Source organism: Asticcacaulis endophyticus, from assembly GCF_014652575.1.
Lineage (GTDB): Bacteria > Pseudomonadota > Alphaproteobacteria > Caulobacterales > Caulobacteraceae > Asticcacaulis > Asticcacaulis endophyticus.
The window spans coordinates 36,089-59,775 of sequence record NZ_BMZB01000007.1 but is presented as its reverse complement, the minus strand read 5'-3'; the positions used below and the strand labels follow the sequence as shown (position 1 = coordinate 59,775).

17 protein-coding genes are annotated in these 23,687 nt (G+C 56.6%); 11 read left to right on the top strand and 6 right to left on the bottom strand.

The annotated features are described in order from the left end of the window. Positions 1-102 precede the first annotated feature (102 nt). From IE102_RS16715 to IE102_RS16700, 4 genes are all read left to right on the top strand, one after another. Complete coding sequence (locus IE102_RS16715) at positions 103-3,405, top strand: TonB-dependent receptor (RefSeq protein ID WP_189488831.1); 3,303 nt, start codon at positions 103-105, stop codon at positions 3,403-3,405. An 85-nt stretch (positions 3,406-3,490) separates the two neighbouring features. Continuing rightward, positions 3,491-4,609 carry an endo-1,4-beta-xylanase gene (locus tag IE102_RS16710; protein WP_189488829.1) on the top strand — a complete coding sequence of 373 codons (1,119 nt, stop codon included), beginning with the start codon at positions 3,491-3,493 and terminating at the stop codon, positions 4,607-4,609. Positions 4,610-4,668: 59 nt separating this feature from the next. After that, the gene (locus tag IE102_RS16705; protein WP_189488828.1) at positions 4,669-6,351 is read left to right on the top strand and encodes a glycoside hydrolase family 43 protein; all 1,683 of its coding nucleotides are present in this window, start codon (positions 4,669-4,671) and stop codon (positions 6,349-6,351) included. Between the two features lie 21 nt (positions 6,352-6,372). After that, entirely contained in the window at positions 6,373-6,948 is a 576-nt protein-coding gene (locus IE102_RS16700) for a hypothetical protein (RefSeq protein WP_189488826.1), read from the top strand. Here IE102_RS16700 and IE102_RS16695 read toward each other — a convergent pair. Then, a complete protein-coding gene (locus IE102_RS16695; protein ID WP_189488824.1) occupies positions 6,945-7,952 on the bottom strand; it encodes a cupin-like domain-containing protein in 1,008 nt (335 codons plus the stop codon). The two genes, IE102_RS16700 and IE102_RS16695, sit on opposite strands and share 4 nt — an antisense overlap. 171 nt (positions 7,953-8,123) lie before the next feature. Further along, complete coding sequence (locus tag IE102_RS16690) at positions 8,124-8,771, bottom strand: OmpW/AlkL family protein (protein ID WP_189488822.1); 648 nt, start codon at positions 8,769-8,771, stop codon at positions 8,124-8,126. A 176-nt stretch (positions 8,772-8,947) separates the two neighbouring features. On the opposite strand from IE102_RS16690, the gene IE102_RS16685 reads away from it, so the two are divergent. The 5 genes from IE102_RS16685 to IE102_RS16665 all read left to right on the top strand — a co-directional run bounded on the left by IE102_RS16685 (position 8,948) and on the right by IE102_RS16665 (position 11,649). Beyond that, on the top strand, positions 8,948-9,265 hold the full coding sequence (locus tag IE102_RS16685; protein ID WP_189488820.1) for a rhodanese-like domain-containing protein: 318 nt from the start codon (positions 8,948-8,950) through the stop codon (positions 9,263-9,265). Between the two features lie 106 nt (positions 9,266-9,371). Continuing rightward, a complete protein-coding gene (locus IE102_RS16680) occupies positions 9,372-9,722 on the top strand; it encodes an ArsR/SmtB family transcription factor (protein WP_229807832.1) in 351 nt (116 codons plus the stop codon). A 24-nt stretch (positions 9,723-9,746) separates the two neighbouring features. Continuing rightward, positions 9,747-10,925: a glycoside hydrolase family 5 protein gene (locus IE102_RS16675; protein WP_189488816.1), complete on the top strand. Its 1,179-nt coding sequence runs from the start codon at positions 9,747-9,749 to the stop codon at positions 10,923-10,925. A 110-nt stretch (positions 10,926-11,035) separates the two neighbouring features. Further along, on the top strand, positions 11,036-11,449 hold the full coding sequence (locus tag IE102_RS16670; protein ID WP_189488813.1) for a hypothetical protein: 414 nt from the start codon (positions 11,036-11,038) through the stop codon (positions 11,447-11,449). Then, positions 11,446-11,649: a helix-turn-helix transcriptional regulator gene (locus IE102_RS16665; protein ID WP_189488811.1), complete on the top strand. Its 204-nt coding sequence runs from the start codon at positions 11,446-11,448 to the stop codon at positions 11,647-11,649. Before IE102_RS16670 ends, IE102_RS16665 begins: the two co-directional genes overlap by 4 nt. Positions 11,650-11,652: 3 nt before the next feature. Here IE102_RS16665 and IE102_RS16660 read toward each other — a convergent pair whose 3' ends face one another. The 4 genes from IE102_RS16660 to IE102_RS16645 all read right to left on the bottom strand — a co-directional run bounded on the left by IE102_RS16660 (position 11,653) and on the right by IE102_RS16645 (position 19,267). Further along, a complete protein-coding gene (locus tag IE102_RS16660) occupies positions 11,653-14,772 on the bottom strand; it encodes a glycoside hydrolase family 2 TIM barrel-domain containing protein (protein WP_189488809.1) in 3,120 nt (1,039 codons plus the stop codon). Between the two features lie 152 nt (positions 14,773-14,924). Beyond that, positions 14,925-15,773, bottom strand: a complete 849-nt coding sequence (locus tag IE102_RS16655; protein WP_189488807.1) for an IclR family transcriptional regulator — start codon at positions 15,771-15,773, stop codon at positions 14,925-14,927. A gap of 129 nt (positions 15,774-15,902) precedes the next feature. Next, positions 15,903-17,162 (bottom strand): DUF2264 domain-containing protein, encoded by a 1,260-nt coding sequence (locus IE102_RS16650; protein WP_189488805.1) that lies wholly within the window; start codon positions 17,160-17,162, stop codon positions 15,903-15,905. A gap of 14 nt (positions 17,163-17,176) precedes the next feature. Continuing rightward, positions 17,177-19,267, bottom strand: a complete 2,091-nt coding sequence (locus IE102_RS16645) for a glycoside hydrolase family 88 protein (RefSeq protein ID WP_189488803.1) — start codon at positions 19,265-19,267, stop codon at positions 17,177-17,179. A 318-nt stretch (positions 19,268-19,585) separates the two neighbouring features. Here IE102_RS16645 and IE102_RS16640 point away from each other — a divergent pair, with 318 nt between their 5' ends. Together IE102_RS16640 and IE102_RS16635 are read left to right on the top strand one after the other, a co-directional pair. Then, positions 19,586-21,724, top strand: a complete 2,139-nt coding sequence (locus IE102_RS16640) for a putative bifunctional diguanylate cyclase/phosphodiesterase (protein ID WP_189488801.1) — start codon at positions 19,586-19,588, stop codon at positions 21,722-21,724. Between the two features lie 198 nt (positions 21,725-21,922). Next, positions 21,923-23,662, top strand: a complete 1,740-nt coding sequence (locus IE102_RS16635) for a DUF4153 domain-containing protein (protein WP_189488798.1) — start codon at positions 21,923-21,925, stop codon at positions 23,660-23,662. Positions 23,663-23,687: the final 25 nt, after the last annotated feature.

Genomic DNA, 23,687 nt, shown 5'->3' with positions numbered 1-23,687 from the left:
GATTTCAAAGCTATGTAACAATCTTGACATAGCAAATAACCTAACTTAAAAAAAGCCCCAATGATAGCGCTAACAAGTTATCATCTAACAGGGAAGAACAACATGAAAATTTCTAAACGTCGTCATGGCGGTATATCCGCCATGTTGTGCGGTAGTGTCTCTGCGCTGGCCATGTCGGCGCTGATGGGGCCTGCTTTTGCTCAGGTTGCTACGCCTGATAGCACGGCAAGCGCCACTGAGGATACGACCGAAGTCGTTGTGACCGCCATTCGTCGGTCGTTGCGCAATGCCCAAACGATTAAGCGAGATTCTGACGTTATCGTCGATTCGATCACCGCCGAAGATATCGGCGCCCTGCCCGATCGGTCCGTGACCGAAGCCTTGCAGCGCGTACCCGGCGTGTCAATCAACCGCTTCTCCGCCGGGGTTGACCCCGACCACTTCTCGTCCGAAGGCTCGGGCGTGACGGTGCGCGGCCTTAACATGACCCGCTCAGAGCTTAATGGTCGCGACACCTTCTCGGCCAACAACGGTCGCCAGTTGTCATTCGCCGATGTGCCGGCTGAGCTAATGGGCGGCGTCGATGTTGTCAAAAACCCATCGGCCGACATGATCGAAGGCGGCATTGCCGGCACGGTTAACCTGCGCACGCGCGTGCCGTTTGATGCCAAAGGTCAGGTCATTTCATTCTCGGCCGAAGGCTCATACGGTGACTTCGCCAAAAAATGGACCCCGACCTATTCAGCGCTTTATTCCAACCGCTGGGATACGGAACTCGGTGAATTTGGCCTGCTGCTCAACTACGTCAATTCCGAACTGACCACCCGTTCGGACGGCGCACAGTTGTCCAACTATTCCTGCCGCACCAATGTTCAAACCTATGACACCGGCTCCACCACCGGCACGCCGGTCGTGTCCCCGAACGTCGATTGTAACGGCGACGGCACAGCAGACGGCATCTACTATCCGCGTGGGGCTGCCATGCGCAGCCAAATCTCAGATCGTACGCGCGAAGGCTATGGTCTTGCGGCCCAGTGGCGTTCTAACGACGACACCATGCTGGCCACCTTCCAGTTCCTGCGCTCTGAGGCCACTCAGGCTTGGACGGAGCATGCCATCGAAATCGCGACCGACAACGTCAGCGCGGCCGGCGATTCCTTCCCGGTCTATGGCACTGATGTAACCTTTGATGGTGATGGCGTCTTCACCGAAGGCGTTCTGTCTTCTAACTCGACCGGCTGGCGCGCCGATATTGGTTCAGCCGACCCGCTTAACCGCCGCACACCGAAATATGGTGCTCAGTCGAATAACATTCGCCGCGATCAGCAGCAGTCTTATGTTACCGAAGATTACGGCTTTAACCTGCGCTGGACACCGAACGACCGCTGGGGCTTCAAGTTCGACGCTCAGCACGTCAAGTCCAGCGTAGACGTTATCGATAACACCATCTGGGGTTCGACTTTCCAGAACGTGTCCATTAAGCGCAATGGTGACGACATTCCGACCTTTGCCTTCCTGCCGCCCACCCGCGTCAGCGCAACCGGCGTGGCGTGCGACCCAACTAACCCGCAATATAACGGCGACGGCTGCGGTCTGGCTTTTACTGGCGATCACACGGAGATAAGCGATCCATATAACCACTTCTGGCGGGCTGCCATGGATCACTTCGAGCAATCTGAAGGTACCGAAGACGCCCTCCGTGCCGATGCAGAGTATCTGTTTGAAGAAAACAACTTCCTGCAATCGTTCCAGTTCGGTGTGCGCTGGTCCGAACGTGATCAGACCACCCGCTTCAGCCAGTACAACTGGGGTCCTCTGTCAGAAGTCTGGGGCGGCAGCGGCCCGGTCTGGATGGATGAAACCTTCAGCAACGGTCAGTCATCTGCTGGCAATATCGAAAACTTCACTTTTGATAACTTCATGGGCGGCGATATTGCTAACCCGGTTGCGGCGGGTATCCCTTATTATGCTAACAATGCCGTTGACGGTTATGAAGCGTTCCGTGCCTTTGGTCTGGCGATTGGCGACACCTTCCGCAATCGCTATCAGCCAATCTCTGATCAGGACCCGACCCTGGTTACCTGTCGTGATGGCGTAACACCACGGCCTCAGAACTGGGTGCCGGTAGACATGCGCTGCGACACCATCCCCGGCACGCCGTATCTTCTGAACGAAGTCAACCCGGTGACCGAAACCAACAATGCCGCCTATGCCATGATCAAGTACCGTCATGAAATGGACAATGGCTGGCGCATCGGGGGTAATATCGGTTTGCGCTACACCAAGACCGAACGCGTATCGAGCGGCTACGAGTCCTATAACCTTGGCAGCTTCTCGACAGATACGACCTGCGCCATCCCGCCCAACACCGGGGCAGGCCAGACCGTCACCGTCTTCTGTAGCCTCGACCCGGCCGTGCGTCAGGATATCCGTAACTTCCAAAACGGCGCTCTGACCCCGATCACCTCTAATACTGAGTACCGTTACCTGCTGCCGAGCTTCAATCTGAAGGTTCAGCCGAATACCGAATGGGTTTTCCGTCTGGGCCTGTCGGAAACACTGAATGCTCCGGAAATTGGTCTGCTGCGGTTCTATAAGAACTACTCGCTCGACACCAACAACGCGACCTCAATCATTAACGGCCGTCCGCGTGGCAACGTAGGTATCGGTAACCCGGAACTGAAGCCGGCCCATTCGACCAATATCGATCTGTCGGCAGAATGGTACTTCGCGCCGGTTGGCTCTCTGACGCTTGCTTTGTTCCATAAGGAACTGACCGATGTCATCACCAATGACACTCAGCTTCGGTCCCTTACCAACAACGGCGAAACCTTCGACCTGATTGTCAGCCAGCCGGTCAATTCGCCGGATAAGGCTAAGCTTAAAGGCTTCGAGCTGGCCTATCAGCAAACCTATGACTTCCTGCCATCCCCGTTTGATGGCCTGGGCGTCAACGCCAACTACTCCTACATCGACTCGTCCAACGTGCCGCAAAGCACGTTGTCAGCGACCGATCCGGACGTTGCGGCGGGCCGTGTGACCGTCATCGATACCTCGCTTCTGCCGCTGCAGGGCCTGTCTGAGCACAATGCCAACTTTACGGTATTCTACGAAAAGTACGGCATTTCGGCACGTCTGGCCTACAACTGGCGTGACGACTTCCTGATCACCGTCCGCGACGTGATCGTGCCTTACCAGCCGATCATGCAGGAAGCTTCGGGTCAGCTTGACGGCTCATTGTTCTACAGCGTGACACCGCAAATCAAGGTCGGTGTTCAGGGAGTTAACCTGACCAACGAAGTCACTAAGACGGCCGCGGTACTGAATAATGATCTGCTGACGGCTGGCCGTTCGTGGTTCATGAACGACCGCCGCGTCACCTTCGTCATCCGCGGCACGTTCTAGGCCAAGGCTTAAGGAGCAACTTACGGGCGCATCGAATTCGTTTGATGCGCCCGTTTCTTATTATAAGCTTTTCAAGGAGTAACCTATGTCCTCGATGTCTCGTCGTCACGCACTGGGTCTCATGACCGCGGCTGCGACCCTGCCCACATCGCTGTCAGCCCAAACGACCCCGTCACTGGCAGAACTGGCCAAGGCCAAAGGCATACTGTTCGGTTCCGCCGTAGGTGCTGGCAATGCCAATGCCCTGACTGGATCGTTTTACGATCAGAAATATCTCGAAATTCTCAAGCGTGAATGCGCCGTGCTGGTGCCGGAAAACGAGCATAAGATCTATGTGATCGCCGCCCAGCCGGATAAATATAATTTCGAGCCCGGCGACCGGATCGCGGCCTTTGCCAAACAAAACGGCATGAAGCTGCGTGGCCATACCCTGTTCTGGAACCGGGTCGAGTTCATGCCTCAGTGGATCAAGGACCATGATTTCGGGCCGAACCCGAAGAAAGAAGCCGAACGGTTCTTACGTGATTATATCAAGGCGGTGTGTGAGCACTATGGCACCTCCGTCCATTCCTGGGATGTGGTCAATGAAACCATCGACCCGCAGACCGGCAATATTCGCGAAACGCCCTTTACGAAGATCCTGGGGCCTGACGCCCTGCGTATCGCTTTTGAGGCGGCCAAGGAGCACGCCCCGCACGCGCAACTGGTTTACAATGACTATATGAGCTGGGAAAAGGGCAACGAAACCCACCGCAATGGCGTGCTGAAACTGCTGCGCTGGTTCCGCGATAAGAATATCACGGTCAACGGCATGGGCATCCAGAGCCACATCGGCAATGACGGCCACATCGATCAGGTGCAGGACAAGGACTGGAAAGCCTTTGTCGATGAGATCGTGGGCATGGATTATGATCTGCTGATTACCGAATTCGACGTCAACGACAAAGACCTGCCGACCGATCCGAAGGTGCGCGATGCCGCCATCGCCAGGGCCGCGACCCGCTATCTCGACATGATGTTAAGCTATAAGCAGCTCAAAGAATTTTTGTGCTGGGGTATATGCGATAAATACACATGGCTGCAAGGCTGGACACCGCGGGCCGATAAGACCCTGCAACGCTCAACCCCTTATGATGTCGATTATAAGCCAAAACTGCTGCGTGAAGCGCTAGCGACCGCGTTCAAAAACGCGCCACAAAGGTAAAAAGCGCGCTATAGTCTAAAATAACGGTCGATTACAGAACCGAATACAGGTGAGGAAACATGAAAAACTTAATCCTGCGCGGCATAAGCTTGTCGGCAGCCCTGCTCAGTAGCGCTACATGCGCCTACGCTGGCGATGCCCGCTTTTCAGTGTTTGAATACAATGGCACCCGTCAGGAAAGCGCCATCGCCAAACCGGCTGCCGATCAGTACATCAACCCGATCCTGTCGGGTTACTATCCTGACCCCAGCATCACACGGGTGGGTGACGACTATTATCTGGTCAACTCATCCTTTGCGCACTATCCGGGCCTGCCGGTGTTTCACTCAAAAGATCTGGTCAACTGGACGCAGATCGCCAATGCCATCAATCGCCCATCCCAGTTAAATTTCGATAATCTGGGGACCTCGCGCGGGGTGTTTGCACCGGATATTTCGCACCATGACGGCACCTTCTACATCGTCAACACCTGCGTCGATTGCGGCGGTAATTTCGTCATCACCGCCACCGATCCCAAAGGGCCGTGGTCAGAGCCGGTGTGGTTCGAGTTCGAGGGCATCGACCCGTCGATATTCTGGGACAAGGACGGCAAGGCCTATATGGTCAACAACGGCGCCCCTAATGAGCCGCCGCGCTATGACGGCCACCGCGCCATCTGGGTGCAGGAGTTTGACCCAAAGACCCTGAAAATGGTTGGCCCGCGCACCCAGATCGTCAATGGCGGGGTCGACATAACCCAAAAGCCGTCATGGATCGAAGGCCCGCACCTGATCAACAAAGATGGCTACTATTACCTGACCGCAGCCGAAGGCGGCACCGGCGACCAGCACTCTCAGGTCGTATTTCGCGCCCCGGCCATCACCGGCCCGTTCGTGCCGTTTGAGGGCAACCCGATCCTCAGCCAGCGCACGCTTGATCCGGCGCGCACCAATCCGGTGACATCGGCCGGTCATGCCAAACTGGTACAAACTCAAAATGGTGACTGGTGGGCGACCTTTCTGGCCACCCGCCCCTATGGCCCTGACCTTTACAATATCGGTCGCGAAACCTTCCTGCTGCCCGTGAAATGGGACAACGGCTGGCCGATGATCCTTGAAGGCGGCAAGCGCATCCCCTTTACCGCTGCCAAACCCAACCTGCCAGTGGGCCCCAAGCCCGCCGTGCCGATGAACGGTGATTTTGCTTATAAGGACGAGTTCGATACCCTGTCGCCAGCCTGGGTCGGTATCCGCACCCCGCGCACCGCGTTTTATAATCTCGATAAGGGCGATCTGGTGCTGAAAGCCCAGACCGAGGCCATTGGCGACAAAAAGGGCGCGCCGTCATTCCTGGGCCGCCGTCAGCAGCACCACATCGCCACCGTCACCACCGCCGTGACCTACATGCCGGAAAAAGACGGCGACCGGGCGGGCCTGATTGCCACCCAGAGCGACGACGCCTATCTGTTCTTTGGCCTGACCCAAATGGCCGGGCAGACGGTGATCGCGCTCAATATCCGCCAGAGCGCCAGTGATCCGGTCGCGGGTAAGCGTCTGATTATGGCGCAAATCCCGCATAAGGCCAAAAGTCCGGTCTATTTGAAAATCACGGCCAATGGTGGCACGTTCGACCTCGCCTACGCCCTGAAAAAAGGCGAGTGGGTGACGATCAGAAAGGGGCTGGACGCCACATTCCTGAGCACGCGTAAGGCAGGCGGGTTCGTCGGCACCCTGATCGGGCCCTATAACGAAGCCGCGAAATAATTACAAAAGAGGGAGGAAACCATGAAGACTTTGACCATATTAGCCGCATTGACGCTTGGCCTCAGTGCTGGCGTTTACATCAGCGCCCCGGCACCCGCCCACGCTCAGGAAGACGACATCCTGAAAAAAGCCATCAATAGTCCCGGCGTCGCCAACTACCAGATCTTCGGCAGTGTGCAAACCAATGCCGCCATCAAGGACGAAACCGTTCAGGGCGGCGATGCCCGCCGCGTGATCATTTCAAAGGCTGGGGCCAATCCGTGGGATGCCGCCGCCCAGATGCCGATTACCGGCAAGATCACAAAGGGCGATGAAATTGTCACGGCCATATGGCTTAAGGCCGCAGCGACTGAAAACGGTGCGGCGGGCACCGTCACCCTGCGCCTTCAGCAATCGGGCGCGCCCTATACCGGACTGGTACAAAAGACCATCACCCTGAAACCGACCTGGGAACTTTATAGCGTGACGGCCACGTCGGCTGACACCTACCCCAAGGGTACGGCCAACTTCGCCGTCCAACTGGCCCACGCCGCTCAGACCATCGATATCGGCCCAGCGTTCGTCCTCAATATGGGACCTAAAAAACCAGCCAGTTAATTCAGGTTTTTGAGCTGAAGCTTATACTGGTTAAGTTGGGCTTGAGTTAAATCCTCGGCAAACATGGTGCTGAACTCTGCCGGCAGGCCCGGCAGAGGATCGCCGTAGGCCTCATAGATAAAATAATCATAGATGTCGCGCCAGACCTTGCGCTGCTCAGGCGGCAGGCGCTTGTGGCTTAAGGCCGCCAGATATATCGGCAGGTACGGCGACACCAGATCCGCCCGCGTCTCATTCCACCAGTAATTGACCAGCATGTTGAGCGGCCCGGTGGTCTGTACATGGTGCCACCATAGTTCAGGAATATATAAGCCGTCACCGGGTTCCAGCGGTGCGCAAACGGCGGTTTTCAGGGCCTCCCTAAAGCGGGGAAAGCGCTCAAAATCCGGTTCTTCGAACGAGACCAGACTGATCGGCACCCCGGCAGGCGTCCGGTCAAGCGGTGCGGGATAGAGATTGGCCAGTTGATCCGGCGGAAACAGCGTAAACACCTTCTCCCCCGCCACATGGCAGGCGATATTAGCCGCCAGATCGAAATGGGTTTGGGTGCGCAGGGTATTGCCCAGCCACACTCGCGGCGTGACCGCGTCGCCAAGCAACGGCATGTCCAGTTCGCTGATCATGCCCGGAAAATGAATATCCGCCCCAAGCGCTTGTAAATAAACGGATTCAACAACGGGTTTGTGCCGGTTCGCCATGAGCCAGTCGACGGCAAAGCTGACGGTTTCATTGAAGTTACGGAAATTAAACCCGTTCAGGGCTTCATTATAGAAAAAACGGCCATTTTGCTCCGGCGCACACACCGACACCAGACCGGGCTTTCGACTATCGAAGTGTTTCAGATAGCCCGCCAGAGCCTCAGACGATTCATTCGCCGCCCGCACGCACGGCCAGTGCGCCACCAGCCCCTTCAGGATGGCCGGTTTGCCCGCCGGAATAATGCTACTTTCAAACAGATCACGAGTGACATTTTCATAAACATCAACGCTTTTAAAATCCGACATCTTCCCGCCTGCATTTTTATACCCGCCCATCATCTTATGGACCGGTTTTGTCATGGCTTATGTTGAACCATCCGTCGCATCAAATGACAATGGATAAGACATAAAAAAGGGCTGACTCCACAACCCATGAAAGGAGCCAGCCCTTGCCGCTTGCGGCTTCGATAGAGAGGTTCAAAACCGGTAAGCGGCCCCGACGGACACGACCCAGGGGTCGAGGGTCACGCCGGATTTCAGCGCGCCAGAGTTGATATCGGCGTCGGTTTCAAAAAACACCTTCTTGGCATCAAAATTCAATGCCCATTTGCCTTTTAACGCGACGTCCACACCGGCCTGCAACGCCGTGCCGAACCCGTTGTCCAGATCGACCTTAAAACCGTTCTTATCCTTGCCTTCGTAAAAGATCATGGCGTTGACACCGGCCCCGACATAGGGGCTGACGCGGCCTTTGGGGTTAAAGTGATACTGCACCGTCACGATCGGCGGCAGAACCCAGGTTTCATGAACCTCGAGATCGGTGCCCGCCCCCACGGCCTTGATCTTGTGTTTTGAGGTGCCCAAAATCCCTTCAACCGCAATGTGGTCCGTGAAGAAATAGGTGAAACCCAGGGTCGGCACGGTTGAATTGCCAACCTCGACCTCCAGGCCAGAGTCCACACCGGCGGCGGTTTTGATATCGCCGCTTTCGTCGGGAGCTACGGTGGTCAGGCGCGTGGTGACAATGAACTGGCCCTTGGATTTGGGCGTAAAATCCTGAGCCTGCGCAGCGCCTGCCAGAAGCAGCACAACCCCGGCCAGACCAAATAGATAAGCATTTTTCATAGAACATCTCCTGTATGAGAAAGCAGAAGACCTTATTATTTATATGGGATTGAAATGTATCCTGCACATTCTGCCACGCGGCGGCATGTCGCACGCTAGACCCAGCCCCCTTGATACTATATTCAGGCCAAAAGTTCTGGCCGCAAGCGTTCAATTCGACCAAATCAGGAGAGACCATGGCTATCATTGACCTCAGCGCCGCCGATGTGAAATCAGCCCTCGATAAGGATGAGATCATCCTGATTGACGTCCGCGAACCTAATGAGCTGGCCATGGGTTATATCGACGGTGCGGTCAGCCTGCCGCTGTCGGCCTTTGATCCGGCGGCCCTACCAACGGGTGACAGCCGTGAGATGGTCTTTTACTGCGCGGCCGGTATCCGCTCAGCCCGTGTCATTGACTATCTTCAGCATCAGGGCGTTTCTGTCAGCAAGCATCTGGGGGGCGGCATTCAGGACTGGGTCGGCAACGGCTATCCCCTGAAATTTGAATAGGCGTCAAACGGGGAAAAACGGGGGAAGAAAAATGGGGGAAGCCTATTGTTTTCGCAGCCGTTTTGCCACCTAGCTTATCGGCACCTGCTCAGTGAGTATGCCTGTCTTGCCTTCGCCCCTCCCGCCCAAATCCGATATATTGCCGCTTAGCCTTTCTGAGCGCGAAAGCCGTGCTGAGGCCGCGGCCCGGCTGATGAAAATGCTGGCCAATACCCAAAGGCTTTTGATCCTGTGCCGGTTGCTGGAGGGCGAATGTTCGGTGGGGGAACTATCCGAATATGTCCGTCTGGCCCAGTCGGCGACTTCACAACATCTGGCCCGGATGCGCACCGAAGGTCTGGTCGCCACCCGCCGGGACGCGCAGTCGATCTACTACCGGCTTGATAATGAGATTGCGGCCCAGGTGCTGACCCTGCTGCACGGCATCTATTGCGGACCTGAACATACGGCGCGATAGTCCCTGCACAGACCGGGGAGCGTCATGAAGACTAAATGTGCAGCGGCTATTCTGATCCTTTTTCTGGCGTTATGCCTGCCTACCGCAGCGAAAACCGCTGACCTTATTACGTTCTGGGACACACCCCGGCACGGTGGCAATTCGTTTAACGGTTCGCCGCCCGATCAGGCCTATTTCGACGCTTTGAGTGCCACAGGTGCCACCTGGGTGCGCCTGACCTTTTCCAAATGGAAGCCCGCAGGCGGTAATCGTGATTTCCTGATCGGGAACGCCGATGACTATACAGGCCTGTCTCAGCCCGACCTAGCCACGCTTACGGCCACGCTTGACCGCGCCGATAAGGCAGGCCTGAAGGTAGTCATTGCTCCGCTCAGCCTGCCCGGATCGCGCTGGGCGCAGCAGACGACTGATGGCAAATACGATAGCCGCCTGTGGCAAGACCGGAAATATTGGGATCAAAGTGCGCGTTTCTGGGTGGATCTGGCGACCGCGCTCAAAGACCATCCGGCCATTGCCGCCTATAACCTTATCAACGAGCCCGTGCCGGAATTTAAGGCGGGCCTTGCCGAACATAGCGACACAGATACCATGATCGCATGGTACGCAAATCAACGCGGCACGACCCATGATCTGCCGGCCTTTTACGAACAGGTGATCAACGCCATCCGGGCGGTTGATACTTCAACGCCGGTCATGGTCGATTCAGGATGGTACGCAAATGCCCGGAGTTTTGATTACTGGCCGCACGCGCTTAAAGACCCGTGTGTGCTCTACGCCTTTCATATGTACGAGCCTTATGAGGCGACCAGCGCGCCCAATATGAAACGCGCGGCCCCCTACCGCTATCCGGGCACTTGGAACAAGGCCGCCGTCAAAGCCCACATTGATGCGCCTTATCAATGGGCAGCAACCCACGGCGTCCCGGCCAATCGGATCGTGGCCGGTGAGTTTGGCTGCATGCGACAATGGGCAGACTGCGCCACCTATCTGGAAGACGTATTATCAATTCTGGACGGCTACAACGCCCATTGGGCCTTCTATAGTTTCCGCGAAGATGTTTGGGACGGCATGGACTATGAACTGAGCCCCACGGTCAAATCCGGCCAGTTTTACTGGCTGATGGAACAGGGTAAGGGCCAGCAGTTAAAGCGGGGCGGCCCTCTGTTTGAGATTATCCAAAAACGCCTGAAACCCGCGTCTTAAAAATGTAAGGCATACCTTACATGTAAGCTTGACCTGACATTTATCACATGTTAAGTTTACCTTACATCAGGCCTGATGCGTTTCATCAAACCTTCTCAGGACACGCGCACATGAAAACGCTTAAACCCATAACCGAATATACCATAGGCTTTACCGCATGGATGGTGGCCTATGTCGCCGCCGTCTTTTTCGCGGGCTATTATTTTCGCGGCATGACGCCGCTTGGGCCCCCGCAGGCGCCCCTGCTCTATGTCGTGGCCCTGCTGCCGAGTATCCCGATCGGCGGTACCATACTGGTTTTCCTGCGCTTTATGGACCGCAGCGACGAATATATGCGCGCGATTATGACCCGGCGGTTTATCGTCGCCACAGGAGTTACCCTGTTTATCAGCACCGCCTGGGGGTTTGTTAAAAACTACACTGAAATGCCGGGTAGCGGTCTGGATTACACCTACATGATCTTCTGGATCAGCTTTGCGATCATTTCCCCCTTTGTCCGCGACAGCAAGGTTCGCACCGCGTGAAAACCCATCTGAAAGCGTTGCGTAGCGAGGCTGGCCTGACCCAGGCTGACCTCGCCGGAAAACTCGGTGTCTCACGTCAGGCGGTCATTGCCATCGAATCCGATAAGCATGATCCGTCACTGGATCTGGCCTACAGGATCGCCGCCGTGTTCGACCTGCCGGTGGAGGCCATATTCGAGAACCCCCACCGGACGGGTTGAGCCTTATTGCGGCTTAAGGGTAAAGCTATAGGTCTGCGGCACCAGCTTGATGCGGTACTTGGCCAGAGGCCGTCCATCCAGTGACCAACCGGTGTCGCCACCCACCCCCGCTTGCGCCAGATCAATCAGTAGCGAGCCATTGCCGTGCGGGTGGATTTCCGACGATTTCCACGTCCCGCGCGGGTTGCGCAGGTACAGGTCTTCGTACGGGAAGGCCAGAGCATTGACCGATAGCGGCTGATCGCCGGTGACGCGTACGCCCTTTCCCGCTGCATCGCGCAACGTCAGCCAGCGCACATCGGTCTTGTTGCCGCTTTCCTGCGGACGGGAATAGTCGTGGTACTGATCGGCGACCTTGCCCTTAAAGAGGCCAATGGCCGCGCTGGTCTGGCGATCGACATAGGATTCGTGCGGACCGCGGCCGTACCATTCGATATCGCTTAAGGACGCTTCACTGTCGAAGCGCAAGCCCAACCGCAGCGGATCAGGCAGATCATCCCTCAGCGGCGTGAAGGTCGATGTAACCTTGACCGCGCCATCGGACAGCATCTGATAGGTGGTTTCCCAATGAACCGCACCGGTGCCGAAATTATAGAGCACCTTAACCGCCTCATCCGTCACCTGGACCGCGCGCACCTGACGTTGTTCGCTGAAGGTCTGCCATATTTTATGCGATGTCGCGACTCGTGTGCCCTCATCATTATCGATCAGACCGCGCCAGAAGTTGGGCGCCCCGCCCTTAAGCAGGGTCTTACCGCCGGAACTATAGGTCACCAAACCGGTCTTGCCATCGACTTTGAGCGTCGCCCCTGCCGATTTCAGACTGATGTCGTCGCCGATACGGGCCGGTTTCACCGCTGCTACCGCCACAGGTTCGGCGTCTGATTTATGGGTAATGAACTGCGAGAAACCCAAGACGGTTCCCGCCGCGACCCCTTTGATGGCGTCAGCCTTGGCCTTGGCGCGCAGGGTGACGATCTGCTCTGAGCCGGGGGCGACTTTCAGCATGGGCAGGTTGATCGGCACGGCTTGCGACGTTCCCGCTTTGACCGCGCCCGCCTCAAACGTGCCGGTCGTGACCAGATTGCCGTTATTGGTCAGCGCCCATTCAAACTCAAAGCCCGACAGGTCGCTGAAGTCATAGCGGTTAACGACGGTAACCTGCCCCGTGGTCGGATCGCCTTCAAACACCACCGGCGAATAGACCTTTTGCAGCTCATAATATTCCGGATCGGGCACGCGGTCAGCGTTGACCACGCCATCGCCGACCACTGAATTATCGCCGCGCGCCGGATTGATATCAAAGCCGGACGCCCAGTATTTGCGCCCCTTATCATCTTTGGCATGGACGGTCTGATCCACCCAGTCCCACACAAAGCCGCCTTGCAGCTTTTTGTGAGCGCGGATGGTTTGCCAATAGTCCTCCAGATTGCCGAGCGAATTACCCATAGCATGGGCATATTCGCACTGGATCATCGGCTGGGTCTGGGTTGGGTCCTGCACCCAGTCGGCCATTTTTTCGATGTCGTCATACATCGGCGCATAAATATCGACGTAAGCATTCGGCGCGTGACGCTCAACCAGCGTCCCGTGGCCAAGGTACGAAATCAAACGCGTCGGATCATTCTTGCGTATCCATTTAGCGGCGTTTTCAAAGTTCGGGCCGGTGCCCGCTTCGTTACCCAGCGACCAGAAGATAATGCTGGGGTGATTCTTATCGCGTTCAACCATGCGCGAAATCCGGTCAAGGTGGGCCGCTTCCCAGTGCTTTTTATAGCCTAACTGAATCTCTTCACGCTGAGGGCTGCCGGCCTTATCGGCCTTGTCCATATATTCGTGAGATTCGATATTGGCCTCATCCATGATGTAGAGGCCGTATTCGTCGGCCAGATCATAGAGCCTCGGATCGTTGGGGTAGTGCGAGGTGCGCAGCGCATTAACATTGGCCGTCTTCATCAGCTCGATATCTTTACGCATCGACGCTTCTGAGATGACGCGGTAGGTTTCCGGATCATGCTCATGGCGGTTCACGCCCTTGATCATGATGCGCTTACCATTGACGCGCACTTCACCATCGGCGATTTCGACTGTGCGGAAGCCGATCTTGCGCGATGTAGCCGAAATCAGATTGCCCTTGGCATCCTTATATTCGATCACCAAACGGTAAAGCTGGGGCGTCTCCGCCGACCATGTTTTGACGTTTTTAATGGTGCCTTTCAGAGCCGCTGACTTGCCGCCTTTGATCGCCGCCTTGGTGGTCAGAACCGCCGCGTCGCCATCATAAATCGTGGCCGTGACCTCCCCCTTAGCTATCTGCCCGGCAAATTCGGCCTCCAGAGCGAACGTGCCATTAGTATAGGTTTTATCCAGCCCCGCCGTGACCGTGAAATCGCGCAAGCGCGCCTTGGGCTCGGCATAGACGTAGACTGATCGTTCAATCCCCGACAGGCGCCAGAAATCCTGATCCTCAAGGTAAGAGCCATCGGCATAGCGATAGACTTCAATCGCGATGCTGTTGCTGCCGGGTTTGACAAATTTGGTGAGGTTAAACTCAGACGGCAGCTTGGAGTCTTCGGAATAGCCAACCTTTTCGCCATTGACCCAGATATAATAGGCCGCACCCGCCGCTCCGATATGCAGAAATACGTCTTTTCCCGACCAATCGGCAGGCACGTCAAAATCGCGCTTGTATGACCCGACCTCGATCAAATCGTGCGGGATATAGGGCTCATTCATCGGGAACGGATATTTGATATTATAGAATTCCGGCGTCCCGAACTTGCCCTCACCTTGGGCCTGAATCATGCCGGGCACCTGAATCTTGTCCCAAGCCGAGGTGTTTTCTTTGTAAAAATCTTTCGGACGGGCCTCTACGCCCTTGGAGAACTTAAAATCCCACGTCCCGTCTAATGTGCGGTAATAGGCGGAGGCGGTCATATCGCCTTTGATCGCCAGATCGCGGCTCTCAAAGTTAAAAAACGTCACCTTCATCGGCTCGCGGTTCACCGCCACCACCTCTGGCTGCTCCCACTCAGCGGGTGCGGCTTGCGCGACCATGGGCACAGCACCCATAACAAGAACCGCAGCCATAGCGGTGCCGGTGCATAATTGACGAAGTAACATTCTAATTCCTCACCTGAAGCCGTTTTTGTTATTTGTACTATAATTAATTGGCAAACCAATTTGCAAGTACCGTCACGCACATTTGTCCGGCAATTTGTAATCGGCAGATGCGCCTACACATAACCTCTTCACGAAGCTCAGGATCAATCGGCCTAGATCTGGCCTTTAAAGCCGAACTCGTGGCTGATGGCGGTCGCCGTATCGCGCACATAACGGCTTAAGGTGTCAATGCGGGCATCATCCATATACTGGGCCGCCGAAGAGACGCTGATGGCCGCGATGATATGGTTATTCATGTCACGGATCGGGGCGGCCACGCAGCGGACATGGTCTTCGTTTTCATCCAGATCCATGGTGTAGCCGCGCTGGCGATAGTCCTTCATGACCTCAAGCCAGCCTTTAAGATCATAGCGATAGCGCGGCGTCTCGGCGGCTTCGCGCATATAGACTTCGCGCAATACATCTTCGCTTTCGTCCATCAGCAAAGCCTTGCCCAGCCCGGTATGACGCAAAAGCTGGCGCTCACCCACAATGCAGCGCACCTCGATACGACGCGTGCCGGGAATCTTATCGATATAATGAACCTGATGGCGATCCAGCACCCCCAGATTAACCGTGTCGCCGGTATCTGCCGAAAGCTGACGCAGGTAATCGTGGCTGACGCGGGTGAGCGTAATCTGCTGCTGGGCAGCATAGCCCAGTTCGAGCAGCTTGGTGCCCAGACTATAGCCATCGCGCTGGCTGAAGTTTAAGAAACTGGCTTCCACCAGAGTAGTGGCCAGGCGATGCACGGTTGTCTTGTTCAGCCCCAGGGATTTAGACATCTTACCCAGCGTATTGTCGCCCTTAGCCACGCGCGACAGCACATCCAGCCCCTTCATCAGGGTCATGGCCCCGGCCTTGGCGCCCCCTTCGGCGACCTCATGTTTGGTTTCAGAAGGGGTTTCAGCAGGGGTTTCTGGCGCATCGGCCAGAATATCGGTCTTTATCGCTTGGGTCATAATCTACTCCTGCGGCCGGACACTTCGCGTAACGTCTCCATCCGAATACGGCACAGCCGTACACAATAGTGATACAGGCGGCAATTAAAAAAACAAGTTCTTTAAATACCCGCGGACTTCATCTGACGATCAGTAATCCACCGCATAGTCCTTGGCGAACTTAGCGCCCGCAAAGGCTTTCTTTTGCGTCCAGTCCAGCGCGGGGGCCGTCCAGAACGCATCCGTAGCCGGCAGGCCCAGCGCCAGAAAGCCTTCGGACGTGATATACATGCTACCGTTGTTGGAATACCAGTCGCCGAGTTCCGGTTGGTGTCCCGCAAAGCCGATGGTCAGATAGCCATCTTTGGTAAAATTGCCGGGGTTTGAGAACACGGCCTGATGCACCGCAGTCAAAGCCGCCCGCACCTGCCCTTCGGGCAGCTTATCCGGCAATGATTTCCGCCACGCCATCAGGGCCAGAGGCTGAAACGCCGCCGTGCGGTAGGTCAGTGACCGTCCAATCGGCGGATAGGTGCCGGTGGGCGAGATAAACCGCTCCAGATGCTCACAATATCTTTGGGTGCGCTTTTGCCACTTTGACAGCTCGATGTCCGGCTTCAGATTATTAAAGCGCGGCTTGAACCGCACCAGAACCTCAAGGATTTCGAGCAGCATCGGATAGATGACATAGGAATTGTAATAGTCGAAGTGGAACTTGACCCCGTCCGCGACCCAGCCGTCGCCGACATACCATTCTTCCATTTTTTTGATAGTCAGATCGACGCGCATCGGGTCCCAGTCTTCGCCAATCGACAGCAGGAACGCTTCGTTCATGGCCGCAAACAGCAGCCAGTTGGTATAGGGTGGCGACACCCGCCTCAAGCCCTTGATCTCTTCGACAATGCGCTTTTTGGTGGTGACGTCGAGCGGCTCCCATAGCTGCTTCGGCGCCCGCATTAGGGCATTGGTGAAATAGGCCGAATCGACCAGAGCCTGACCGTGACCACGCCACAACAGATAATCCGGGCTTTGGGGATCAACCGAATGGACAAAGGATTGCAGGGCTTGCTGCTCCAGCCGCTTACGCACCCGGCCTTCGGCGGTATCGTCTTCAGGCAGAGACAGCCACGGGGCGACGCCTGCCATCAGGCGCGCAAAGGCCTCCATATAGGTCACATTCTTATCGCGCCCGTCCCAGGTCGGACTGACTTCCAAAGCGAAATTTTTCTTCAGATTCCCCGCCGCCATGTTCGACAGCACCGGCTCCGCCATCTTTTGCAGCAGCCCGGCCATATAGGCGCGGTCATCAGCGGGGGTGGCCTTTTTCGCCGCCTCAGCCCCGCCTGCCGCCACAACGCCCATGGCCGCAGACCCGGAAATAGCTGCCTTGATCAGGTCACGTCTGTGCATCCGATCCCCCTGTGTTATTTATTTAAATTGAGGCTTTGAGTATCCAGCCATTTCCGGAACCCGTCGAGGTCACGCACGCCCTGCTGATCCTGTACCCACGCCGCACCGAAGGCGTAATTAATCGCCGCCGGGTCTTTGAAGGAGACATAAAGGCTGACGCCATCGTCCTGGACGCCGCCCGCAACAGTGTCCGGCTTATAAAATAAGGCGATCCCCAGCCCGTCATTGGCCAGTGACTGTTGGCCCCAGGTGGCGACATAGGCCCAGCCCTTAGCATCCGGTGCTGATGTCAGCACGGTCACCCCGTCATACTTGATCAGGCCGGTGACGAACGGCCCGGACGCCGCCTGCCCCTTGGCGCTGACGTGGGTCAGGGCTGAGCCGTTTTTAATGGTGAACCGCGTCGTCAGGTTCGATGCGCCATTATCAAAGCCTTTGTTTTCCACTTCGGCCACAGCCTGCGCCGGGCCATTGTCCGTGATCTTGACCGAGATGGAAGATTTACCAATCTGGGTTGCCTTACCACCGCGCAGAACCCCGACGCCACCTATGCCGACCGTCTCGTCGACCTTGAAGATGTCCATGCCCCACGGGGCCATGTCGTGATAATTGTCGACGCCTTGCCCAATGGTGTGCAAAACCGGTCCCGGCGTCTTTTTGCCAAAGATATCAATGGCCATACGCTCATCCAGATAGAGCCGGTAGGCCATGAGGTCAGACTCCCAGCCCAGCCCTTCAAACGCAATCAGGCCGTCATGGATAAAGTGATCCGCTGGTACAGTATATTGTTTTTGCAGGTGGAACACGCCGCGTTGCAGGCGCCCATTTTCCAGCACGCCCCCGTCCTGCACATTGAGCACGGCCTGCACTGGCACCGGGGCTGACGGCACGGTCAGATCCTTACCCGGCTTGAGATCGAGATCGGCCACCGCCGTCGCCGCCAGCAGAAACGCACCGACCCCATAAAACTGGGTGTCATCAAAGCTGACATTTTCCGGCCGGTCGGACACCGGCTGCACATAACCAAACTTGCCATCGGTATGCACAGCCCGCGTCAGGGCCGTCCAGCCCTTACGGACCGCCGGTTCATAGGTCTTGCGATCCAGCAACCCGGCCTTGATGCCCCAGGCCAGACCATAGGTGTAAAAGCCCGTTCCACTCGATTCCGGCAGGGATTTGGTCGGATCGGACAGCAAAGACGGCGACCAATAACCGTCCGGTTTTTGGATGGCGATCAGCTTGGCCGACATTTCCTTAAAGACTTTTTCCATCTCGGCGCGGCCCGGATCGCCTTGCGGCAACAGCGGGATCATGCGCGCCAGGCCGGCCAGCACCCAGCCATCACCGCGGCTCCAGAACACCTTTTCGCCATTGGGGCCGCGCCGGTTGAAAAAGCGCGAGTCGCGATAGTATAGGTGCTCGTCTTTATCATAGAGATAGTCGGTGACCGCCGTAAATTCCGCCTTAGCATAGTTGGCATATTTCGGATCGCCGGTAATTTGCGACAGCTCAAGCCACGCTGCCGGGGCCATAAAAATAGCATCGGCCCAGCACCAGCGCTGATCGCAATCAACCCCGCGCGGATCATAATATTCGCGGTGCTCAAGACCTACGGTCGGCGGAAAGGCCAGTATCCGGTCGAAACGCTCTTTCAGCGGGGCGATCGCCTGCGGCCCCGCGCCATGCTTTGACGCCCACAGATAGGACTGACCGATCACATGCTCATCAGCATGATAAAACCGGCGACCCAGTTGCCACCTATTGGCCTCACCGCGTGAGATGATGGCGCGGCCATAGGCCGGATTGTCGCTGCGGTTGGCCAGTTCGATCAGGCCGACAAACAAAGCCCCCTGCACCCAGCCGGTCTTATCCGGCGTATCGGGTGAGGCATTGCCCGGAACGGAGCCGCCCGCCATATTGGCCAGTTGCCAGTCGGCAACCTTTTCAGCCAACGCCATGACTTCCGCCGGACGGTAGGGGATCGCCGCAGACTTTGCCGCCGCAGTTTGCGCTGGCTTTGCCGGGGTCGCGGCACTTAGCGTCAGGGGCGAAAAAGCCGATAAAAAGGCTGCCCCCGCAAGCGTTACCTTCAGAATGGATTTCATGCCTGTCTCTCTGTTATGTGTGTGGCTTAGCGCGCACAATCGTTGAGCCTGCGTAACATATGCTGAAATTATCGTCCAGATAAAGAAACGGGCTTCCGGCCACCTCCCAAGGTCACACCATTCATCAGATCACGTCATAAAACGGTTGCGCAACTCTGATATAAAGACCCGAAAAATTGATCAGAACACTGCATATTGTTGAAAAGTAACAATAATTTTTCTGCAAATTAAATCCCGATTCACCCGTATGGTTTAGTGTGCGTCGCAACAGTAAGGTTGTTGCGTAGGGTATCATTGCACATGCCAAGGCGTTATGAGATGCAAAAGGCTCTCTTTATCTCCGATATTACCGATCAGATCGCGCCGATTTCGCCCGATTGCCCCAACGCGGTTATATATGACCTGTTCCGCGATACGCCCGATCTGATGGTGGTCGCTGTGGCCGATGCCGACGGCACGGTGCTCGGCCTTATTGAGCGTCACACATTTAATCTCAGGATGGCCGCAGAATTCGGTCGCGCCCTGTTTAGCCGCAAACCCGTCACCGCCATGATGGATGCCGATCCGCTCAGGGTCGATGTGAATACCCCTTTGCGTGATTTTACCCGCGCCACTCTGGCCGAGCGCCCGTCGGAACTGATGCGGGGTTTTATCGCCACCCGCGACGGCAAATATGCCGGGGTTGGCACCTCCCTGTCGGTGCTTAAGGCCATCAGCGCCGATCTGCAAAACGCTTTTGACCTCCAACAGGTTATGACCGACGACCTGTTGCGACTCACTGCCGAGGCCCAGCGCAGTCAGGTGTTTCTGAACACCGTCATCAACAATATCCCGGCCATGGTGCTGGTGAAAAATGCCGATGATCAGCGCATACGCCTGATCAACCGCGCCGGCGAAAAGCTGTTTAACGTCAAGGCCTGCGATATCGTCGGCAAGACCAGTCAGGATCTGTTCCCACCGGATGTCACCGCCCGTATTCTGGCCAGCGATCGCAAGGCGCTGGATTCGTCTGATGCCGTCATCATGGAGGATGAAACCTTTACCGACGACCAGCAGCGTAAGCGCGTGCTGCAACTTAAAAAAACCGTTCTGCGTAGTGATAATGGCGAGGCCGACAGCATCATCACCCTCGGCATGGATCTGACCGAACAAAAAGAGGCTGAGGCCCGCATCGCCCAACTGGCCCACTACGATCCGCTCACGGGGCTGGCTAACCGCGCCCTGTTTGCCAACGATCTCGAAAAATCCTTAAGTCGCGCCCAAAGGTCTGGCCGATCGTTCGCCCTGATGTGCCTTGATCTGGATCGTTTTAAGGCGGTCAATGATTCCTACGGCCATATGATGGGCGACCAGTTACTGATTCAGGTCGCTGAGCGGTTGCGGGCTTGCGTGCGCAAAGGCGACCTGATCGCGCGCATGGGCGGCGACGAATTTGCGGTTATTCAGGACATCACGCGCGTTGATGACGCCCAGCATCTGGCCGGCCGTATCGTCGAGGCCATGAAAGCGCCGTTTAAGGTCGGCGACATGCGTTTCCAGATCGGGATTTCGATCGGGATTGTTCTGGCGCCGCAGGACGGGCTTGATCCGCATAATCTGTTATCGCGCGCGGACCTTGCCATGTACCGCGTCAAGTCCGAGGGCCGCAACGGCTGGTGCTTCTTCCGCCCGGAAATGGATGAACAGCTACAGCGCCGGCTTGAGATGGAACAGGACCTGAAACGTGCCTTGGCCGACAATCAGTTCCAGCTTTATTTCCAGCCCCTGCTCGACCTCGGCAGCCATGAAATCACCTCGTTCGAGGCGCTGCTGCGGTGGCATCATCCGGTGCGCGGCATGGTCTCACCGGCCGAGTTCATCCCCGTGGCCGAAGAATCCGGCCTGATTGGGCCACTGGGCGAGTGGGTGCTGAAAACCGCCTGTAATGCCGCAGCCAACTGGCCGCAACCGTGGCGCATTGCCGTCAATATCTCCCCGCTCCAGTTCCGCCACAAGTCCCTGCCTGTGCTGGTCAAAAAGGCCCTGAAAGCTTCCGGTCTGCCCGCCAGCCGCCTTGAGCTAGAAATTACCGAAAGTGTGCTGCTGGAAAACGAAAAGCAGAACCTGAGCATATTGACGCAAATACGCGAACAGGGCGTGCGCATCGCCATGGACGATTTTGGCACCGGCTATTCGTCGCTCAGCTATCTGCGCGCCTTCCCGTTCGATAAGATCAAGATCGACCAATCGTTCGTGCGCGACCTGCCTCATGACCGCGATGCCCTGTCGATTATCCGCGCCATCACGGATATGGCCCAGTCGCTGGGGGTGCGCATCACCGCCGAAGGGGTCGAAACTCCGGCTCAGATGGACGCCCTGAAAGACCTGGGCTGCCACGAAGCGCAAGGCTATCTGATTGGCCGTCCGGCGCCGGGGATCGACGCCTATTGCCCGGTGGCAAAGACAGTGGCGGCGTAAAGAATACCCCTCCGTCGGCTCATTTCATTCGCAGCCACTTCCCCACTTCGTAGGGAGGAGAAGTGGCTCCCTTCTCCCTACGTAGTGGGGAAGTGGATTTTTGGCGTCAGCCAAAAAGACGGAGGGGTACATCTCTAATCCTCCTTCCGCCCCCGTGACTTACAGTCTATAGTCCCGCAAAATATCATGGGGGACGCTATGTTAAACGCCGCAAAACAACCGTTTTCGGAGCGCCACGCGCTGATATTCCGCGCTGTTATCGGGGTGCTGTTCGGATTGGTTCTGGCCTATATCCAGACCTATACCGATGCCCATCGGCCCGAACATCCGATCGATCCGTCCAAGATCACCCAGACCTATATCTGGCACCAGATCGCCTTTTTAACCGTCGCCTTAAGCGCCTTTATCTATTGGGCCGGGGCGGCCGCCATGCGGCGGGCAATGCTGCTGATCTGGGGGCTGATCAGTATGGCGCTGATCGCGGTCATCACCTGGACGCAGTATCAGCAAAATCCTACGCCTTATTTCTCACCGTTCTGGGGCACGGCGACGTTTCTTTTGTATCCGCTGCTGTTCATCGGCCACGAACTGATCTCAAGCGCAGATCAGGCCCGCAAGCCCATTGCGCCCTATAGCCTCTATTTCGACGAAGCGTGGAAGCGCGGGGTGCAGTTGTGCTTGTGTATTCTGTTCACCCTGCTGCTGTGGGGGATTTTGTGGCTGGGAGCGTCGCTGCTGGGCTTCATCGGCTTTGACTGGTTCAAAAAGCTGCTGGAGCAGGAATATTTCAGCTTCCCCGTCACCGGTCTGGCGCTCGGCATTTCGGTTCACCTGTCGGACGTGCAGACCAAACTGCTGGCCAATGTCCGCGCGTTGATTTTAGGCGTGCTGTCGTGGCTGCTGCCGGTGATCGTACTGGTCGGACTGATCTTTACGGTTAGTCTCTGTTTCAGCGGCCTTGAGCCGTTGTGGAAGACCAAGGCCGCGACGGCGACCCTGCTGGGGGCGTGTCTGGGGCTCGTGCTGCTAATCAATGCCGCCTATCAGCAGGGAGATGTTGAGCGCCCGGTCAATATCGCTCTCAAAATCGCTGCCCGTATCGGCTGTGGGTTAATCCTGATTTTCTCGGTGCTGGCGGCCTATGCGCTCAGTTTGCGGATCGGTCAGTACGGCCTGACGCCGGCGCGGATCATGGCCTTGGTCGGAGTCATCGTGGCGCTACTGTACGGGATCGGTTATGCGGTGGCCGCCGTTATGCCCGGCAGGTGGCTGCGCCTGGTTGAGCCGCTCAATATCGCCTTTGCCATCGCCAAATGCGTGATTTTCATCGCCGTCCTGACCCCGATCGCTACCCCTGCCCGCCTGAGCGTCAATGATCAGGTCGCCCGCCTGCAATCGGGTAAGGTGGCGCCGGATCAGTTCGACTGGAACCTGCTGCGGTTTGAAACCGGCGTTTATGGCACCCGGGCCCTTGATACGCTTGAGAAAAATGGCACCACCGATGCCATTCGCAAGAAAGCGACCGAGGCCAAGACCATAAAGGAGCGCTATCAACTCACGCCGCCCTCAAAATCCGTTAAGCCGTCAGCCGGGCAGTTCAAAGTCATCGCCCCTGCCGATGGCGTGATGCCCGCAACCTACTTGACGCAGAGCTTCGACATTGACGGTTACGACACGCCTCAGTGCATGAAAACGGGGTCGAAACTGTGTCAGGTGTCACTGATCGATCTTAACCGCGACACCGCGCCGGAGATCGTCATGCTGGATGACAACGCCCTGCGGATTTACGTCTTTGAAGACGGAAAATGGCAACAACAAACGGTCGATTTCAGCCTTAGCGACGCTCAGAAAGCCGCTTTCCTGAAAGGTGAAACTCAGGTCAGTCGCCCGGAATGGGACTATCTTATGATTGGCGATAAGCTCATCACGCCACACTAACAATCCGATCATTTCTTTATATTCC

Bases quoted from the DNA above. Each gene is read 5' to 3' on its own strand.
- IE102_RS16715 (WP_189488831.1), top strand. From the start codon at position 103: ATGAAAATTTCTAAACGTCGTCATGGCGGTATATCCGCCATGTTGTGC.
- IE102_RS16710 (WP_189488829.1), top strand. From the start codon at position 3,491: ATGTCCTCGATGTCTCGTCGTCACGCACTGGGTCTCATGACCGCGGCT.
- IE102_RS16705 (WP_189488828.1), top strand. From the start codon at position 4,669: ATGAAAAACTTAATCCTGCGCGGCATAAGCTTGTCGGCAGCCCTGCTC.
- IE102_RS16700 (WP_189488826.1), top strand. From the start codon at position 6,373: ATGAAGACTTTGACCATATTAGCCGCATTGACGCTTGGCCTCAGTGCT.
- IE102_RS16695 (WP_189488824.1), bottom strand. From the start codon at position 7,952: ATGTCGGATTTTAAAAGCGTTGATGTTTATGAAAATGTCACTCGTGAT.
- IE102_RS16690 (WP_189488822.1), bottom strand. From the start codon at position 8,771: ATGAAAAATGCTTATCTATTTGGTCTGGCCGGGGTTGTGCTGCTTCTG.
- IE102_RS16685 (WP_189488820.1), top strand. From the start codon at position 8,948: ATGGCTATCATTGACCTCAGCGCCGCCGATGTGAAATCAGCCCTCGAT.
- IE102_RS16675 (WP_189488816.1), top strand. From the start codon at position 9,747: ATGAAGACTAAATGTGCAGCGGCTATTCTGATCCTTTTTCTGGCGTTA.
- IE102_RS16670 (WP_189488813.1), top strand. From the start codon at position 11,036: ATGAAAACGCTTAAACCCATAACCGAATATACCATAGGCTTTACCGCA.
- IE102_RS16660 (WP_189488809.1), bottom strand. From the start codon at position 14,772: ATGTTACTTCGTCAATTATGCACCGGCACCGCTATGGCTGCGGTTCTT.
- IE102_RS16655 (WP_189488807.1), bottom strand. From the start codon at position 15,773: ATGACCCAAGCGATAAAGACCGATATTCTGGCCGATGCGCCAGAAACC.
- IE102_RS16650 (WP_189488805.1), bottom strand. From the start codon at position 17,162: ATGCACAGACGTGACCTGATCAAGGCAGCTATTTCCGGGTCTGCGGCC.
- IE102_RS16645 (WP_189488803.1), bottom strand. From the start codon at position 19,267: ATGAAATCCATTCTGAAGGTAACGCTTGCGGGGGCAGCCTTTTTATCG.
- IE102_RS16640 (WP_189488801.1), top strand. From the start codon at position 19,586: ATGCAAAAGGCTCTCTTTATCTCCGATATTACCGATCAGATCGCGCCG.
- IE102_RS16635 (WP_189488798.1), top strand. From the start codon at position 21,923: ATGTTAAACGCCGCAAAACAACCGTTTTCGGAGCGCCACGCGCTGATA.